Origin of the sequence: Kitasatospora sp. NPDC093102 (assembly GCF_040683915.1) — a bacterium.
GTDB lineage: Bacteria > Actinomycetota > Actinomycetes > Streptomycetales > Streptomycetaceae > Kitasatospora.
This window is the reverse complement of record NZ_JBFBFA010000001.1, coordinates 112326-127646: the sequence shown is the minus strand read 5'-3', so window position 1 is coordinate 127646 and position 15321 is coordinate 112326. Positions and strand designations below refer to the sequence as shown.

Genomic DNA, 15321 nt, shown 5'->3' with positions numbered 1-15321 from the left:
ACAGGGTGTGGACGGCCCGGCGAGGGGTGTGGGTGCTGGGGATGCGACGGTGGGTCAGACGTTCCACTTCCGCTCGGCCTCCAGGCCGTTGCGCGGGTTGTCGTAGCGGGCCAGCTCGGCCTCGTGGACCTGCCGGAAGGTCGGGGCGACCTCTTCCAGGGCGTCGATGACGCCGTGCATGGCCTGGTAACCCTGGCTGATCTCCTCGACCACCGTCGGGTCCAGCGGCAGTTCCTCGGCGCCCTTCTCGGCGAGGACCCGCAGGACCTCCTGGAGGGTGCCGAAGGCGATGGGCAGCTCATCGGCGAGCCTGAGGAAGTCCAGCATGGTCTCGGGGTCGAAGGTGGTCGCGGCGGTGAGGAGTTCCTCGGCGGCGGCGGTGAGGCTGAACGGGCCGGCGGTGGTGCTGTCGGAGGGCGTGGTCACGGTGGCGGTCTCCTTCACGGTGGGCTTGCCGAGGGTGATGGGCGTGGTGGTCGTGCTCTCGCCGGGCTCCTGACGGCCGGGGGCGGGCTTGGCGCCCTCCGGACCGGTGCCGGGCGTGGTCGAGGCGGGGCGGCCGGGGATGTTGACGGTCTCGGCCGGGACCGGCACACCCGCCGCCCCGGTGGCGGGGTCGGAGGTGGGGTCGCCGTGGCCGAGGATCGCGGCGTCGCGGGCGTCACGGACGACGCGGGCACGTTCGGTCATGCGCCGCCACATGCGCCGCATGTGGCCGCTGACCTTGCCCTTGTGGCGCCAGTTGCCGACCAGCGCGGAGCCGAGGCCGACCAGGCCGGCCGCGACCGCAGCACCGCCCATCCGGGCCCGGTGGCGCATCGCCGAACGCTTCAACGCCTTGGCCTGCACCGGGTTGACCTGCCCGCGAGCGGCGGCCGGGCTCTTCGGGTGGGCGCCGGCGCCGGTGGCCGGGTCGATCCCGGCCGCCTGGAGGGCCTTGGCCTGGCCCTTCGCGACCCGGCGGGCGGTGCGCTCGGCGACCTTGGCGAGGCGCTCGTCCCGGCGCTGGGCACGCCGTGCGGCCTGCCCGGCGGGGGCCGGGTCCTGGAGGCCCGGCAGACGGGAGGCGGCCTTGGCCAGGGTGTGCACGATCGCGGGCGGCCGGTACCCGGTGCCCGTGCTCCGGCCGGCCGCAGCGGGACGTTCGGCCTGCCCGGGCGCGCCGACGGCCCCGGCGCGGTGGGCGGCGTGGTGCATGGTTCCGGCCGTTCGCTGCATGCCGGGCCGTCCCTTCGGGTCTGCGGTGTGGTGGGCGGGAACACCGGCCGAGCCCCGGCTACCGGCCGAACCAGGGCCGGACCGGCGGGCGGCAGCGGGAGAGGTCGCCGAACGGCTCTGCGGCGAAGCAGAGTTGGCGTCGGCGGCGCGGGCGGGCGGGGTGAAGAGGCCACCGGCCCCGCCCGCACGATGGGCGGCGGCCATGCGGGCGGAGGGGCGGGGGTTGGAGGTGTGTCGGTTGCGGGCCTTGCGGGCCAGGCTGCCGAGGGCAGCGGCACCGGCGGCGGCACCGACCACGGCAACGGCTCCTCCGCCGAGCGATGCGGCCCCAGCACCGGCGGCCCCGAGGGCGTTGGCGACGGCCACCGCCAGCGGGACACCCGGCACCGCGCCCTGAGGCGCGGGCTTCGGTTCGGGCTTGGGCTTCGGATCGGGGGGTGGCTGGTTCTGGGGTGCGGGGACGACCTCGACCAGCGTCGAGGCGGCCGGTTCGGACATGATGGGCACTCCGGTTCTCTGCGAGGACGGGAGGCCCGGAACCGCCGCCGTGCTGGCGAGCTGTCGGCGGTTCCGGGCCGTTACGGCTGGTCAGAGCCGGTAGGGCTCCAGCGAGAAGAACACAAGGTGCGCGTTGCACTCGGCCAGCTCGGGCTCGTACCGCGCGAGCCAGACCCGGATGGCGACATAGGCCCGCTCGCGGGAGCTTCCCGGCGCGAAGGTCGAGCTGCCGTGGCGGCTGGTGACGGCGAAACCGCCGTTGCCGAGCGGGTACTGCAAGGTGATCAGCCAGGTGTGCGTGGGCTCGGCGGCCGGGATGGCGCCGGCGGTGGTGTCGGGCATGGGGACTCCGTTCCTGGTCAGGCGGCGAGTGGGGTGTGGTCGGCGCAGGTCAGGCAGGTGCCGAGGTGCGCGGGCAGGGCGTAGCCGGCATCCGTGCCGCAGGCGGGGCAGGTGCGGCGGGCGGCGTTGGCCTTGGCCAGGGCAGTGGCCCGGGCGGGGGTCATCGGCCGTACGGGCTTGGCCAGTGCGAGGCGGTAGAGGTAGGCGGCGCGGGTGCCGCCGTAGCGGGAGCGCCACATGACCTGCGCGGCGACGTCCTGTCCGCCGGGTCGAAGCCCCTTGGCGCGGAGCTGGCTGCGGGTGAAGAGGCCAAGCGGCGCCATGCGCCACGGGTAGGTGGGCGTGCCGCCGTGGCGGGCCCCGTCGGGGTCCCAGTGTCGAGGGCGGCTCACCGCTTGCCGTCCCTGGCAGCCTCGGGCAGCTCAAAGTAGCCGACCAGCCTGATCGGCGTGCCGGCGTAGGTGGTGGTGACGCTGAGCCAGGCAAAGCTGCCCGTCGTGGCGAGGCCGACGCCGGCCGGGTCGAGGCCGAGGCGCTGGCGCCACTGCTCGAAGTCGGCGAGGGCGGTGTCGCGGTGGTGGAAGGCGAGGGTCAGGCCCTCGGTGAGGACCAGGTCGCCCGAGGCGTCGCGCTCGTCGGTGACGACGCGCTCGCTGGTGATCCTCGACGCGGGCAGGTCGGGGTGCGCGGTGAAGAGCGCGAGCAGGGAACCGACGGCGTTGATCTGGGTGCCGGTCCTGGTGGTGTCGGTGGTGGTGGTCACGATGCCTGCTCCTCGACGCGGGGGGCGGTGGTCTCTTCGGTGGTGACGGGGACGGCGTGCAGGGTGGGCCACTCCGGCTGGGAGCCGCGCAGTTCCTGGTAGCGGGCGGCGACCCAGCCGACGGACCAGCCGGTCAGGTCGACCGCCCGGCGCTGCGGGATGGTGAGCTTCACGCAGGTCTGGATCTTCAGCCGGGCCTCGTCCTCGGGCAGACGCTCGTCCACGGCCGGCGCGGCAAGGAGTTCCTGCCGCAGCCGCTCGACCTCACGCTCGGCGTTCTGCTCACGCTCACGCTCACGGCGCTCACGCTCGCTCACCTCGCGCTCACGGCGCTCACGCTCACGCCGCTCGGCGTCCACCCGGCGCTGCTGTCCCTCGCGGACAGCGGCCTCGCGGCGGGTCCGCTCCTCGCGTTCCTCACGGGCCATCTGCTGCTCGTGCTCACGCTGCTCGCGGATCATCCGCTCGTCGTGCTCACGGCGCTCACGCTCGGCCCGCTGAGCTCGGTCGTACTCGGCCAGCCGGTCTTCGCGTTCCTGCCGGCGGCGTTCCTCGGCTCGGCGCTCGCGCTCGGCCCGCTCATCGCGCTCACGGGCCTCACGGGCGGCCAGCGCGGCGGCGATCGCCCGCCGGTAGGCGAGCGAGGTCTCCGCCGTGACGATCAGCAGCAGCGGCGCCACCGCGTGGACCGCCACTCCGACCTTGTCGTGGTCCAGGGCGGACTGACCCACGTTGAGCAGCACTGTCATGGCGCCGGTCATCCAGCGCAGCACGACCGGCCACCGGCCGCCGTCGCCGCCGAGGCGGGCGAGCGTGCTGTCCAGGCGTACCACGATCACCACCGCCGCGTCCACGACCAGCGGCAGGATCGGCGCCGTCCACTCCCAGCCGTCCGGGCTGTGCCCGGACATCAGCGGGGTCACCGTGAGCATGCTGTAGAGGACCGCGCCGAGCGTGATCGTCCACGTGCCCACGTTCAGCGCGCGCTCCGCCGAGCGGATCTGGTCCGGGCTCATCCGCAGCTTCACCGCGACCACCGCCGGGTGCGCGGTGAGCGCGTCGTGAACGCGGTGAGCATCGGGGCGTTCATCAGTGAGCACCCCCGGCCGCGCGACGCTCGCGGGCGGCGAGCTTGCGGCGGCGCTCGCTCACGCTCCACCGCTCGGCGGCGTTCAGCCCACCGAAGACGCCGTGCTTCTCGCGCCGCTCCAGGGCCAGCTCCAGGCACATCGTGCGGACCGGGCAGCCAGCGCAGATCATCTTGGCGCGGCGCCCGGCCCACTCGGCCGCCTCGGCCCCGATCTCCTCGGGGTCCGGGTAGAAGAGGTTGGTGTCGGCGCCGGCACAGGCGGCGCCGCGCAGGTCGCCGTCGCCGTCCGGGCGGTACTCGGCGAGCACGGTGGCCGCCGGGCGGGCGGCCAGGTGCGGGGTGCGGGTCGCGTTCGTGGTCAGGGTGCGGGGCTGGGCCATCACGCCGCCGCCTTCCAGGTCAGCACCCGGCGGCGTTCGGCCGTACGCATCAGCGCGGACGCAAACCGGGCCGCCGGCCCGTCCAGGTCCCGCAGGACCGCCCGGGCGACGTCGAGCCGCACGATCCGGTCCTCGTCGGTGGTGTCGGCGCTGCCGTCAAACAGCTCGGTGTCGACACCGAAGCCGAAGTCGGCGCCGGTACCGAACGCGAGTTCCGCGAACTCCTCGGGGGTCGCGGCCTCCTGGCCTGCAACAATGAGTTTCATGGGTTCACCTCGTCCAGATAGGGGGTGAGCCCGCAGGGCCGCCGCGCGTTCCTTGGCCGGAGCGCGGCGGCCCGACTTCGCGGGCTCGGCTTCTCGTCGTTCACGAGCAGCCGCGGACCCCGACGCGAACCCGCCGCCGCGAGGGCGGCCGGCGCGCGCCGGGGACCGTGATCGCTGGTAACGCGATCGGAAGCGGTGAGCCCCGCCCGCTGGTCAGCGGCGGGGCCGGATACAGCTCTGGGGCATGCCCATGGGCGCGCCCTCCTCAGGTCGAAGCCCCGGTGGGGGCTGGTGGCTTGGGGGGGTGCCCGTCCTACGGGCGTCAGGTCTCTCGGGCCTGGTCCGGTGCTGCGTCTCTGCTCAGCACCACAGGGCGGCGCACTCCCCGATCGGGGTGCTGCGTGGCTCGCTGCCGCCGGCAACATCACCCGGTCACCACGGGGGCGGTCTGTCTCATCCCGCCACGTGCGTTGGGACTCCGCTGTACTCCCGGGGCGCCATCCAGCCGTACGAATCGGCCTGGTCAGCGTCCCGTTCGGCCCCACACCCCCGGAGGGGTGGCATGCCACTGCGTAGGGGGAGGGCTTCGTTCATCACGGCGGTTCGCCCCCGGTTTCTCAACCTAGGCGCCTACCGTGACCGCCGCCCTCGCGTCGGTCCCGCACGATCGATCTTCAGTTCTCAAGGAACCGCGATGCCGACCAGTCCGTAGGGCGTGCGGCGAAGCCGCCTTCCCCCGACAGCCGTCGGTCGCATTTGCCCAGCTCAGGGCAGCCCAAAGAAGGGCCCCAAGAGCTGATGGTGTTCGCAGTGGCCCCACTTCTTGCGGGCCTGTCCTGCTGCAACAAGCCTGCTCCGGCGCACAGCGCCAGACCAATGACGGCCTGTCATATGAGGCTTTCCGCCGAGGCGTTGCCCTCACAATGAACATGGTGCACTTAGTGCGCCAAGTTGGCAAGCGCTTCGCCGCCTCGGGCCTGCGGCACACTGGTGCACTAAGTGCGAGACGTCGACTGGAGGATCACTGGTGACCGAGTTCCAAGGCGAGCCGGCCTATCTCCAGCTAGCCGATGACCTGCGGGAACAGATCCGCAGCGGCAAGCTGGCCGCAGGCTCCGCACTGTCGTCAACGCGGAAGCTGATGGACGACCACGGCGTGTCGAGCACCGTCGTGAAGGCTTCCGTCTCGCTGCTTCGCGCCGAGGGCTACGTGGTCGGACATCAAGGGAAGGGAGTGTTTGTCCAGTTCCCGCCGCGCCTTGCAGAGCATTCCCGAGGGGCCGCCGACTGGGCCGTGCCGGCCTTGCAGGCCGGACAGGCCATCGAACAGGCCCTTCGTGAGTTGGCCCACGCCGGAGGCGGGACCGCAGATGCCGAAGCGGCTCTCCAGCGCTGGCAGGATGCGGTCGATGCGCTTCCCGACAGCGTGAAGAACCGCTTGGCGGAGTAGGTCAGAGGTCGTCGCGGCTGGTCGCCGCCCACCCGTCTCGGATCAGGTCGTGTAGTCCAGACCGCTCGGGCTTCCACCCGAACTCCGTTGTGATCCGGGTGAGGTCGGCGACCAGCCGAGGGGGTTCCGGCTGGGGCGGGCGGTGGACTACCGGCACGGGCCGCCCAGTCACCTGCTCCACAGCCCCGACGATCTCGCGCATGCTCGCCGGAGTCGCGCCCACGTTGTATGCCCGGTACGCGAAGTCCCCAGCGTGCACCGCCAGAACATACGCGCGGGCGAGGTCGTCCACGTGAACGAAGTCCCGGACAGCGCTCCCGTCGCCGTTCATCTCCAGGTGCGGGTAGCGGCCGACCGCCACGGCGAGTGCCTTCGGGATGATCCGGGACTCGTCGGAGTCCGCCACCCCGCCCACCGATCCTGCGATGTTGAAGCACCGCAGGCTCACCGCCCGTACGGTGCCGCGTTCGCCTTCACGCTTGAGCAGCTCGTCTGCGGCGAGCTTCGAGGCACCGTACGGGTTGCTCGGAGCAGGCACGACGTCCTCGCCAATGGGCTGCTGCTCAGGGGCACCGTAGATCGCGGCCGTCGAACCGAGCACAACCACGGGGCGCTCCGTGGCCGCTCGACCGGGCAACGCGGCCAGCAGGGCTGCGGTGCCGTTCACGTTTACGTCGTGGTACTCGTCCGGCATCTCGAAGGACTCGCGCACCCGCGTGAGCGCGGCGAGGTGGCAGACGGCGTGCACGCCTTGCACGGCTGATGCAACGGCTTGCTCATCGCGGATGTCGCCGTGGACCACCTCGGCCACCGGCAACTCGGGGAGCGAGGCGCCCGAGGGCCGATGGGTCAGGGCAACTACCTCGTGGCCCGCCTCAGCGAGTCGTCGGACAACCGCATTGCCGACGAAGCCGAAGGCACCCGTCACGAGTACACGCACGGAGTTCCTCCTCAGTTCAGGATCAGTCCGCGATGCTGCCACGCCAGGTCGAGGCACGCGGCGGCGGCAGACGCGAGCGGTTCATTCTCCAGCAGATGGCGAATGTTGGCCTCGGTGAAGTCGATCCCCCCGGCATTGCCCTTACCAGCGATGACGCTGCCCTCGGTGTTGCGGGAGACCATGCCGGAGAACACCGTGTCGTAGACGTCAGCCTCGATGACCACAACGCTGAGGATCTCGCCCGCGAGCGTGAGCGGGTCCAAGCCGATCCCGAAGCAGTACGGCCGGACCTTGCCCGCGCGCCGGGCTTCGTTGAGCGTCCGGAACGGCTCGACCCCGTCGTAGTCGATGGGCTCGCCACTGCTGCCGTCGGCCTCCGGGTCGCCCAGGAACTCCTCCGCGTACTCGCGGAGCACGTTGCGCCAGAGGTCGAAGTCGTTCGACTGGTCCCACGGCATCACCGAGGACGGCTGAAACACCCCGGCGGGCATGATGTGGTAAGTCCCGCCAGCCAGCGCCACGTTGCTCGCCGCCCGGTGGTGCAGCGGGAACGACGCCGTGCCGTCCGCAGCAAGCCGGATGGTCAGGGTGTCGATGGACGGCAGCAGTGGCCGGTGGCCGAGGTCGAACGGGTCACCGACCAGCCTGCGGAACGGGAGCGACTCCCAGTCCGGCTCTCCGATCCATGCCGGGTCACTGCCCGTCGCCAGCCATGCGCCCGCTAGCTCGTGGGCTACCCCCTCGCAGACATCCGCCATGTCGAAGTAGGTCGTGTAGCCGAACGACAGCTTGGGCCGGCCGTCGACCTGGGCGACGTCGAGCAGCCGGAAGCTCGGCCGGTTCACGAACAGCGACGGCCGGTCGACCATGCGGATCGCCTGCGAGTACCGGGCGAATCGCCCGCCGGTCGCGGCCAAGGGCCGGACGCCCTCGGACTCAGGCTCGGCGCCGACGATCTCCGGCGGCGCCGTATGCGGCAGCCACGTGAGGTTGATGTCGCCGAAGTCCAAAGGCTCCGGCCACATCCAACCGGCCGTCGTAAGCACCGGGCTGTTCCCCGCACGGGCCGCGTTCGGGTACAGCCGGGCGGCGGCGCTGGTGAGTTCGCTCCGGTGCCGGTTCAGGTCCCGGCGGATCATCCGCCAACGGCGCTGTTCTTCGGCGGCGTCCTGCGGACCGGTCTCGCCGCTGGCGGCCGAGACGACGGTCGGCTCGACGGTCGGCAACAAGCCCAACTCGTCCTCAGGCAGCCCCAACACCTGAGCCAGACGCCGAAGCTCGTCCATGTCCTTGATCACGCGCTTCCCGCGCTCCAGCAGCGAGACGTACGACTGGTCGTAGCCCAGCAGGTCGGCGAGATCCTGCTGCTTCAGCTTGTGGAGTACGCGGTAGGCCTTCAGGACGTCACCGAGGTTCGACCCGTCCGGCGGCGCGGTGCGCTCGGCCGGGGCCGAGAGCCAGCTGACTGGCTTGGCCGCCGGGGTGGCCTGCATGACTGCGGCGGCCGGCCCGATCGTACGGCGGCACGGGCTGCACACTGTGTCGCTGTTCCCGCGGCTGAGGCGGGCGCCACAACGAGCGCAGACTGCGGGCGCCGTAGCTGAAATTGCCATGAGGCATCTCCCCTTCGAAGATCCGCCAAAAATAGCTGCGATAAATTACACCCGCACGAACGGAATCTTAGCGCGTCTTCTCATTTTCTTTCCATCGCAAGGAATTCATCCACTCGCGCCAGATAAATATCGGCCAGCCCGTCCACCTCTCGCAAGGACGCCATAAGTTGTTCAGCGTCCCCGAGAGGTAGAAGAGGGCCATTCTCCGCCATTCTGCGACAGTAGACCCTGTAGTGCTCCGGGCTGGCCACTTCCTTAAATTCGGCTATCACATGTCCCGCCGCGCCGGAGATTTGAGGGTCATATTCTCGCGAAAATCTCCCGGAAAGACTTTCGGCGGCCTCTGAGAGTCCTGCCTCACGGAAAGAGCTGATCATTTCTAGCGGTGCATACGAGCTGTCAATCACCAGATCAGCCACTGCGACAGCAGCCTTTTTCAGAAGATCGAGTGCAAGGTACTCTAGCCCAACGCTCATCAAATTCTCGGTTAGCGGTCTCAAGCTTAGGAGGTCCCGCACGTCGACCTCGCCAGCCTGGGCCCGAATCCTCTGCAGCACATCCTCGAAAAGCTGACTATCCAGGTCCCTCACCACGGCGCCCAGGAACGCCAGATCCCCGATGCTTCTTTTCTCGTAGGCGAGAAATCTTTGTGCGATGACGATACTCGAATCAAGCGCTCGCTTGCTCTTAGCGCAAGCTAGAGTCTCGATGAGATATAGCACGCTGCTTGAGTCCTCCGAATCGGAATACACCCACTCTTCTGCCAATGTTGCAGAAAACTCCGAAACCGCATCATGAAACCCCCAATCGCCCAGCGTCTCCAGGATTACCGCACACTCGAAAGAGGGTCCAGCCTCCCAAGAGGGAACACACTGACTAATGAACCTGGCCAGCTTACCTATCAGCTCTTCGTGATCGGCAACTTCTTGAAGCTGGCAAATCATGAACCCGATAGCTTCAGGGTTCGAGTAGTCGAGCTCTTCTAGTGCCTGATCTAGTAGCTCGCGCACCACTCTCGGGTCGGCTGCCGGGTTCTTGAGCAAGCTTGTGATCGCTACAGGGTCGCCACATGCGGCAAGGGGCTCCCAGAGTCCTGCTGCCAGCGCATCCTTTCCGCGATCTTCGGCGGCCCAAATGATGTAATACGACACACTTGGGTCACCACTCAGCCTGCCCACCGCACTCCAATAGCTTTCCGGAGCCGGGCAGCGCTTGCGCTCTTGCTGGGCATGCTGGATTAGGTAATCAGCCAGCTTGTATGTGAATTCCCCACTAGTCCTTCCCTGCGATCTCAGGCGCGCAAGAGGCGAGGTAGCGCCCCTGAGCTGCTCCCCTAGTAGATCAGTGGCCTGACTGAACCATGCCTCTTCTGCGGCGCCCCACTCCTCTTCCGTGAGATATCCAGGCGCGGCGCTGCGCAGGAATTCTGGGGTTGCCGTGTTCGATCCGTTCATTGCCGACCAGTCCATGGCCGCGCTAAGCACTGCCCATGCAGTCGGCGAAATTTCACGGGAGTCTTTGAAGAACTCAAGCAGGGCGGGGCCGGCTGCAAGATACTGGGTTACTCTTCCATTCGAGAGCTCCGCTGCACTCCTTATCCTTCCATCTACGCGCGCATACTCCTCTAGCATGGAACTGGGAAAATCTGGAGTAATGTCAATCCTGTGCGCCATGCCAGAAAGCAGCGCGCGAGATTGACTAAAGCAATCCTCTGCCGACGATGCTCGGGCCATGACTCTCCGCCAATAAATTGGCCACATGGTCCCGATGAAAAGGGTTTCAGATTTTCGAGAAAGCGCGACGCGAAGAGACGCGGCGACGCGCTCTCCCACAACAGACGGGAAGAGATAGTCTTGAAGCTCATTCAGCCAGACTACTGTCTTTTCGGGACCCGCCTCACCGTCCAGAAAAGAGAGAAGTGCTTCCGGCTTGCTGGGTGCGATGGGGTGATAAAAGCTCCACCCTTGAGGCAATTCCCTGATGGCCTCGTATGCGGCCCGCGTCTTTCCCGTTGAGGATCCTCCGACAAGAACAATTAGTTGTGGATTTTTGCCGAGCAGGGCGGAGCGGAGGACGCTATCGTGCGCGCGTGCCATATATGCAGGCAAGCCTGCAGGGGCTCCGTCAATTACGATCGGTTTATGCACTTCCAGGGTATAAGGATTTTCCAGGGCCATACTCAGCGGCGTTGTTCCGCCTGCTGGAACGGCACCGCCTCGCTTCGATCTCTTCTCGGATCGCGCGGCGAGGCGAAGGCGCTCAAAGTGCGCTTCCCTCCCAGTTCTGGAAGCCTTTTCCCAGGCTGCCTCGCCGGGGCTGTTCCAAAAGTCCAGGACTCGCACCAGAATGGCAAGTTCTCGCTGTCGAGCAGGAACTGACTTTCCGTTGATCCACTCGTTGACAGAGGAAGTATTAAGGCGCGTTGCAGAGGGCGCCTTCGCGGCTCTCCTGATCACCGAGTCCAGTGGTGGTCTTCCTGCCGCTGTGTAAAGGCCTCCCAGCTCCTCTGTGAACCGTTCGATGGCGCCCCTGGAGTCCACCAGCGCTCTCCCTGCCGCTGCCTGTCCGGCATCCGTCCGGCATCCGTCTCCGGATGGTTCTTGTGGGCGTCTGACCTGCCGTTTTGTGACTAGCGGCTCCAGAGCCCTTCTGCGTACCTCCACAGTCTGGCTCAGCGCAGATCAGTTGCGCAGAGGTACACAGAACCTGGAGGTTGCTTTGACTGTGCTCGGGCAGATGCCGGCTTCGGCCGTCGCGTTGCTCCTCATCCTGACGCTCATGGGCGTCATCGTGGTCGTAGGCGTAGTCCTCCCTGCGGTGTGGTCCCGGCGTCCGTACAGGCGTAACGCCGCCCAAGTGGTCCTTCGGATGCTCGTGTTGGCCTTGTCGAAGCGGGGTCGGGTCATTTCAGAAGAGGGTGGGGGAGATGAGCCCGCGCCCAGGAGGTGAGGCTCCGCCGGAACAGCACACACCTCACCGAGGCCGACTTGCTCGTGCCCATAGGTCTGACTGTGAATGCTGTCGTGCGCCTGCCTGGTTGGTGCGGCGTACATCACCAGCCAGTCCCTCGGTGGCCGCCTCCTGGGGAGAGCCTTGGGAGAAGACGCTGCGGCTAAGCCTCCACCAGGGCTGCCGTAACCAACGGAACCCAACGCTCTGACCTGCAAGTTCACGCTGCAGCGCAGGTAGCCATTCACCCCGGACCTCATTCGGGACGAAGAGGCCGTGGGTTCAAATCCCGCCACCCCGACCCAGTGCAGAGGGCCTGCCGGAGAAATCCGGCAGGCCCTCTGTCGTTGTGCGTGACCGGCCGGGTGACCGAGCCTCAGCCGGTCCGGCGCCGGGATCCGTCATGCGCGCCGGCCTCGTCGCCCTGCTCGCCTCGGAGCCCACCGTCGTCGGCGGGGGCGGCGACGGCCGCGAGGCCGTGGAACTCGTCGGACGCCTACGGCCCCGCCCGGCGCTGCTCGGCCTCAGGATGCCGGTCCTCGACGGGGCGAGCGCCACCGCCGCGATCGCCGCCACCCGGTCGGCGACCCGCGCGCTGGTCCTGACCACGTACGACACCGGCAAGGAGATCGAGCGCGCGGTCGAGGCCGGAGCCATCGGCTCCCTGCTCAAGGACACCACCCGCGAGCAACTCGTCGACGCCATCCACTCCGCCTCCAGGGGCGAGACCGTCCTGGCTCCGAGAGTCACCGGGCGCCCAGTCGCCCGCATGCGGCGCCCCGCCCCCGTCACCCTGACCGCCCGGGAGACGGAGGTGCCGAGCGCCGCCGCCGACGGCCTCTCCACCATGGAGATCGGCCGACGGCTGGTCATCACCGAAGCCACCGTGAAGACCCACCTGCTGCGGCTCTCCGCCGAACTCGGCGCCGACGACCGCACCCGCGCCGACGCCACCGCCCTCGAACGCGGCCTGCCGGAGCGGTGACCGGGCGCAGCCGGGCTCAGCGGCCGGAGAACCGCCGCGTCGGCCGCCGCCTCAGAGGACGGTGGTCAGTTCGGTGCGGGAGGTGATGTTGAGCTTGGGGTAGGCCTTGTAGAGGTGGTGGGCGACGGTGCGGGGGCTGAGGAAGAGCCGGGCGGCGATGTCGCGGTTGGTGAGGCCCTGGGCGGCGAGGCGGGCGATCTGGAGTTCCTGGGGGGTGAGGGGGGACTGCGGGGTGCCGGCGGGGGCGGCCGGGGTGGGGGCCGGGGTGCCGGTGGCGGAGAGTTCGGTGCGGGCGCGGGCGGCCCAGGGGTGGGCGGCGAGGCGGTCGAAGGTCTCCAGGGCGGCGCGCAGGTGGGGGCGGGCGTCGGTGCGGCGGCGGGTGCGGCGCAGCCATTCGCCGTAGAGGAGCGCGGTGCGGGCCTGTTCGAAGGGGCGGTGGGCCGTTGCGTGCCGGGTGAGGGCGGCGCGGTAGGCGGTCTCGGCGAGTTCGTCGGGGCCGAGCAGGGCCTGGCAGCGCAGGCGGAGTGCCTCGGCCCAGGGGCGGTCGGCGGCGGCCGCCCAGCGGGCGAAGCGCTCGTAGGGTTCGGCGGCGCGTTCGGGGGTGCCGAGGCGGACGGCGGCCTCGACCAGGTCGGGGACGGCCCGGGTGGCGCTGATGTGGTGCCGGTGCGGGCCGGTGGTGAGGGTGTGCAGCCGGTCGGCGGCGTCGCCGGCGCGGCCCTGGCCGAGGTCGAGCAGGGCGAGCGCCCACTGGACCCAGGCCAGGCCGGCCGCGGGGGCGGCGGTCTGCGGCCCGGTGGTGGCGAGGGCGGTGGCGGCGAGTTCGGTGCAGCGGTCGGTTCGGCCGTCGAGTGCGGCCAGGTAGGCGAGCAGTGCGGTGAGTTGGCTGACCCACTGGTGCTGGCCGGTGTCCCGGGCGAGGCCGAGCCCCTCGGTGGCGGTGAGTTCGGCGTCGCGGTGCCGGCCGTGGAAGAGTTCGGCCTCGGCCAGGAAGAACTGCAGGGTGGGCATCACGCCGACGGTGCCCTTGGCGCGGGCCTCGGCGACCAGTTCGGCGGCGAGTTCGACGGTTTCCTCGTCGCGCCCGAGGACCAGGGTGGCGCCGCACAGCTGGATCAGGTCGACGGGGCTCCCGGCCCCGGCCCGGCGGGCGGCCGCGGCGGCCTCCCGGACGGGCGGCAGCGGCCCGGCGGGCCGGCCGAGCGCGGGCAGGACGGCCGCGGGCAGGTGGCGGGCGAGCGGGGCGAGGGGGTCGTCGTCGGGGAGCGGCAGGACAGCCAGGCGGTCCAGGACGGCGGCCACCGGCTCCTCCCCCGCGTACCAGGCGGCGTGGAAGGCCTGGAGCAGCATCCGGGCGGCGTACGTCGGGTCGATGTCGGTGCCGGCGGCGTCGAGCAGCAGCCGGTGGGCGGTCGGGTACGCGCCGCGCCAGAAGTGCGCGGCGGCCCGGACCTGGTCGAGCAGGGCGTGCGCCAGGACGTTGTCGGTACGGCCGGCGGCCTCGTCGGCGAGCGCCTCGGCGCGGTCCAACTCGCCTTCCTCGGTGGCGGATTCGGCGGCCAGGACGAGCCGGCGGGTGGCGCTGTCGCGGTCCGGGGTGAGCCTGGCGGCGCGCTCGTACGCGGCGGCGCCGCCGTGGCCGCCTCGGCGCTCGGCGCGAACGGCGGTGCGTTCCAGCGCGTCGGCGAGGACTGCGTCGGGGGCGGTGGCGGCCAGGGCGAGGTGCCAGGTGCGGCGGTCGCCGTCGGGCAGCGCCCGGGCGACGGCCTGGTGGACTGTCACCTTCTGGTGGTGCGGTGCCCGCTGGAGGATCGCGGAGCGCAGCAGCGGGTGCCGGAAGGCGATCCGGCGGTCGGCCGTGACCGCCACCAGTCCGGACTCCTCGGCGGGCGTGAGGTGCTCGGCGGTGACGCCGAGGGCGGCCGCGGCGGGCAGGACGACGTCCAGCGCCCCGCTCTCCTCGGCTGCGGCGACCAGCAGCAGCGTCTGGGTGGCCGCGGGCAGGCCGGTGACCTGGCCGTGGAAGGCGATCAGCAGCCGGCTGGTGAGCGGCAGGCCGCCCGACGCCGGCGTCTGCGGTCCGACGGCGACCGGGAGTTCGGTGAGCGCGAGCGGGTTGCCGGCCGCGTCGGCGAGCAGCCGGTCGCGGACGGCGGCGGGCAGGTCGGGGCCGACCCGCCGGGTCAGCAGCCGGGTGGCGTCGGCCTCGGACAGGCCGGCCACCTGCCGTTCGGGCAGGCCCAGCGGGCGCTCCGCCGAGCCGCCTCCGACCCCGGTCGCGCCGCCGGTGCGGGCGGCGAGCAGCAGGGCCACCCCCTCGGCCTGGAGCCGCCGGGCGGCCAGCAGCAGCGCGTCCAGTGAGGCCCGGTCCAGCCACTGCACGTCGTCCACGACGCACAACAGCGGCTGGTCGGCCGCGAGTTCGGCGAGCAGCCCGAGTGTGGCGAGCCCGACCAGCAGCCGGTCGGCGCGCCCTTCGCCGGCGGCCCGGCCGTCGTCGGAGAGCCCGAACGCCGCCTCCAGCGCGCGCCGCTGCGGCCCAGGCAGAGCGCCCAGCCGGTCCAGGCCGGGCGCGAGCAGCAGGGTCAGTCCGGCGTACGGCAGCTCGGCCTCGTACTCGACACCGGCCGCCCGGATCACCCGGAACGCCTCCCCCGCCCGCGCGACGGCGTCGTCCAGCAGCGCGGTCTTGCCGATGCCGGCCTCACCCCGGAGCAGCAGCACCTCGCTGCGGCCGGCCCGCGCCGCGCCCAACAGCCCGTCCACGGCGGCCTGTTCGCTTTCCCTCCCGTACAGCATGCCCCGACCCTACCCATCCGGGCCGCGA

The 15321-nt window shown here is 70.4% G+C and carries 13 protein-coding genes; 2 read left to right on the top strand and 11 right to left on the bottom strand.

Going from position 1 to position 15321, the window contains the following annotated elements; genetic code table 11:
* Positions 1-54 precede the first annotated feature (54 nt).
* The 7 genes from AB0O11_RS00580 to AB0O11_RS00550 all read right to left on the bottom strand — a co-directional run bounded on the left by AB0O11_RS00580 (position 55) and on the right by AB0O11_RS00550 (position 4557).
* Entirely contained in the window at positions 55-1716 is a 1662-nt protein-coding gene (locus tag AB0O11_RS00580) for a hypothetical protein (protein ID WP_363380179.1), read from the bottom strand.
* A gap of 90 nt (positions 1717-1806) precedes the next feature.
* Positions 1807-2058 carry a hypothetical protein gene (locus AB0O11_RS00575; RefSeq protein ID WP_363380176.1) on the bottom strand — a complete coding sequence of 84 codons (252 nt, stop codon included), beginning with the start codon at positions 2056-2058 and terminating at the stop codon, positions 1807-1809.
* A 17-nt stretch (positions 2059-2075) separates the two neighbouring features.
* On the bottom strand, positions 2076-2450 hold the full coding sequence (locus AB0O11_RS00570; protein ID WP_363380174.1) for an RRQRL motif-containing zinc-binding protein: 375 nt from the start codon (positions 2448-2450) through the stop codon (positions 2076-2078).
* Entirely contained in the window at positions 2447-2821 is a 375-nt protein-coding gene (locus AB0O11_RS00565; protein ID WP_363380173.1) for a hypothetical protein, read from the bottom strand. The genes AB0O11_RS00570 and AB0O11_RS00565 overlap by 4 nt, the downstream gene beginning before the upstream one ends.
* On the bottom strand, positions 2818-3837 hold the full coding sequence (locus AB0O11_RS00560; RefSeq protein WP_363381239.1) for a DUF2637 domain-containing protein: 1020 nt from the start codon (positions 3835-3837) through the stop codon (positions 2818-2820). Before AB0O11_RS00560 ends, AB0O11_RS00565 begins: the two co-directional genes overlap by 4 nt.
* A 73-nt stretch (positions 3838-3910) precedes the next feature.
* A complete protein-coding gene (locus AB0O11_RS00555) occupies positions 3911-4291 on the bottom strand; it encodes a WhiB family transcriptional regulator (protein ID WP_363380171.1) in 381 nt (126 codons plus the stop codon).
* Positions 4291-4557, bottom strand: coding sequence for a hypothetical protein (locus AB0O11_RS00550; protein ID WP_363380168.1), 267 nt, complete (start codon positions 4555-4557; stop codon positions 4291-4293). Before AB0O11_RS00550 ends, AB0O11_RS00555 begins: the two co-directional genes overlap by 1 nt.
* A 1027-nt stretch (positions 4558-5584) precedes the next feature.
* On the opposite strand from AB0O11_RS00550, the gene AB0O11_RS00545 reads away from it, so the two are divergent.
* Positions 5585-6007, top strand: a complete 423-nt coding sequence (locus tag AB0O11_RS00545; RefSeq protein ID WP_363380165.1) for a GntR family transcriptional regulator — start codon at positions 5585-5587, stop codon at positions 6005-6007.
* A 1-nt stretch (position 6008) separates the two neighbouring features.
* Here the strand turns inward: AB0O11_RS00545 and AB0O11_RS00540 are convergent, their stop codons facing one another.
* The 3 genes from AB0O11_RS00540 to AB0O11_RS00530 all read right to left on the bottom strand — a co-directional run bounded on the left by AB0O11_RS00540 (position 6009) and on the right by AB0O11_RS00530 (position 11100).
* On the bottom strand, positions 6009-6947 hold the full coding sequence (locus AB0O11_RS00540) for an NAD-dependent epimerase/dehydratase family protein (RefSeq protein WP_363380162.1): 939 nt from the start codon (positions 6945-6947) through the stop codon (positions 6009-6011).
* An 11-nt stretch (positions 6948-6958) separates the two neighbouring features.
* Positions 6959-8440 (bottom strand): helix-turn-helix transcriptional regulator, encoded by a 1482-nt coding sequence (locus tag AB0O11_RS00535; protein WP_363380159.1) that lies wholly within the window; start codon positions 8438-8440, stop codon positions 6959-6961.
* A 200-nt stretch (positions 8441-8640) separates the two neighbouring features.
* Positions 8641-11100, bottom strand: a complete 2460-nt coding sequence (locus AB0O11_RS00530) for a hypothetical protein (RefSeq protein WP_363380156.1) — start codon at positions 11098-11100, stop codon at positions 8641-8643.
* Between the two features lie 812 nt (positions 11101-11912).
* Between AB0O11_RS00530 and AB0O11_RS00525 the strand changes: the two genes are divergently transcribed.
* The gene (locus AB0O11_RS00525) at positions 11913-12494 is read left to right on the top strand and encodes a response regulator transcription factor (RefSeq protein ID WP_363380154.1); all 582 of its coding nucleotides are present in this window, start codon (positions 11913-11915) and stop codon (positions 12492-12494) included.
* A gap of 51 nt (positions 12495-12545) precedes the next feature.
* Here the strand turns inward: AB0O11_RS00525 and AB0O11_RS00520 are convergent, their stop codons facing one another.
* On the bottom strand, positions 12546-15293 hold the full coding sequence (locus AB0O11_RS00520; RefSeq protein ID WP_363380152.1) for an AAA family ATPase: 2748 nt from the start codon (positions 15291-15293) through the stop codon (positions 12546-12548).
* Positions 15294-15321: the final 28 nt, after the last annotated feature.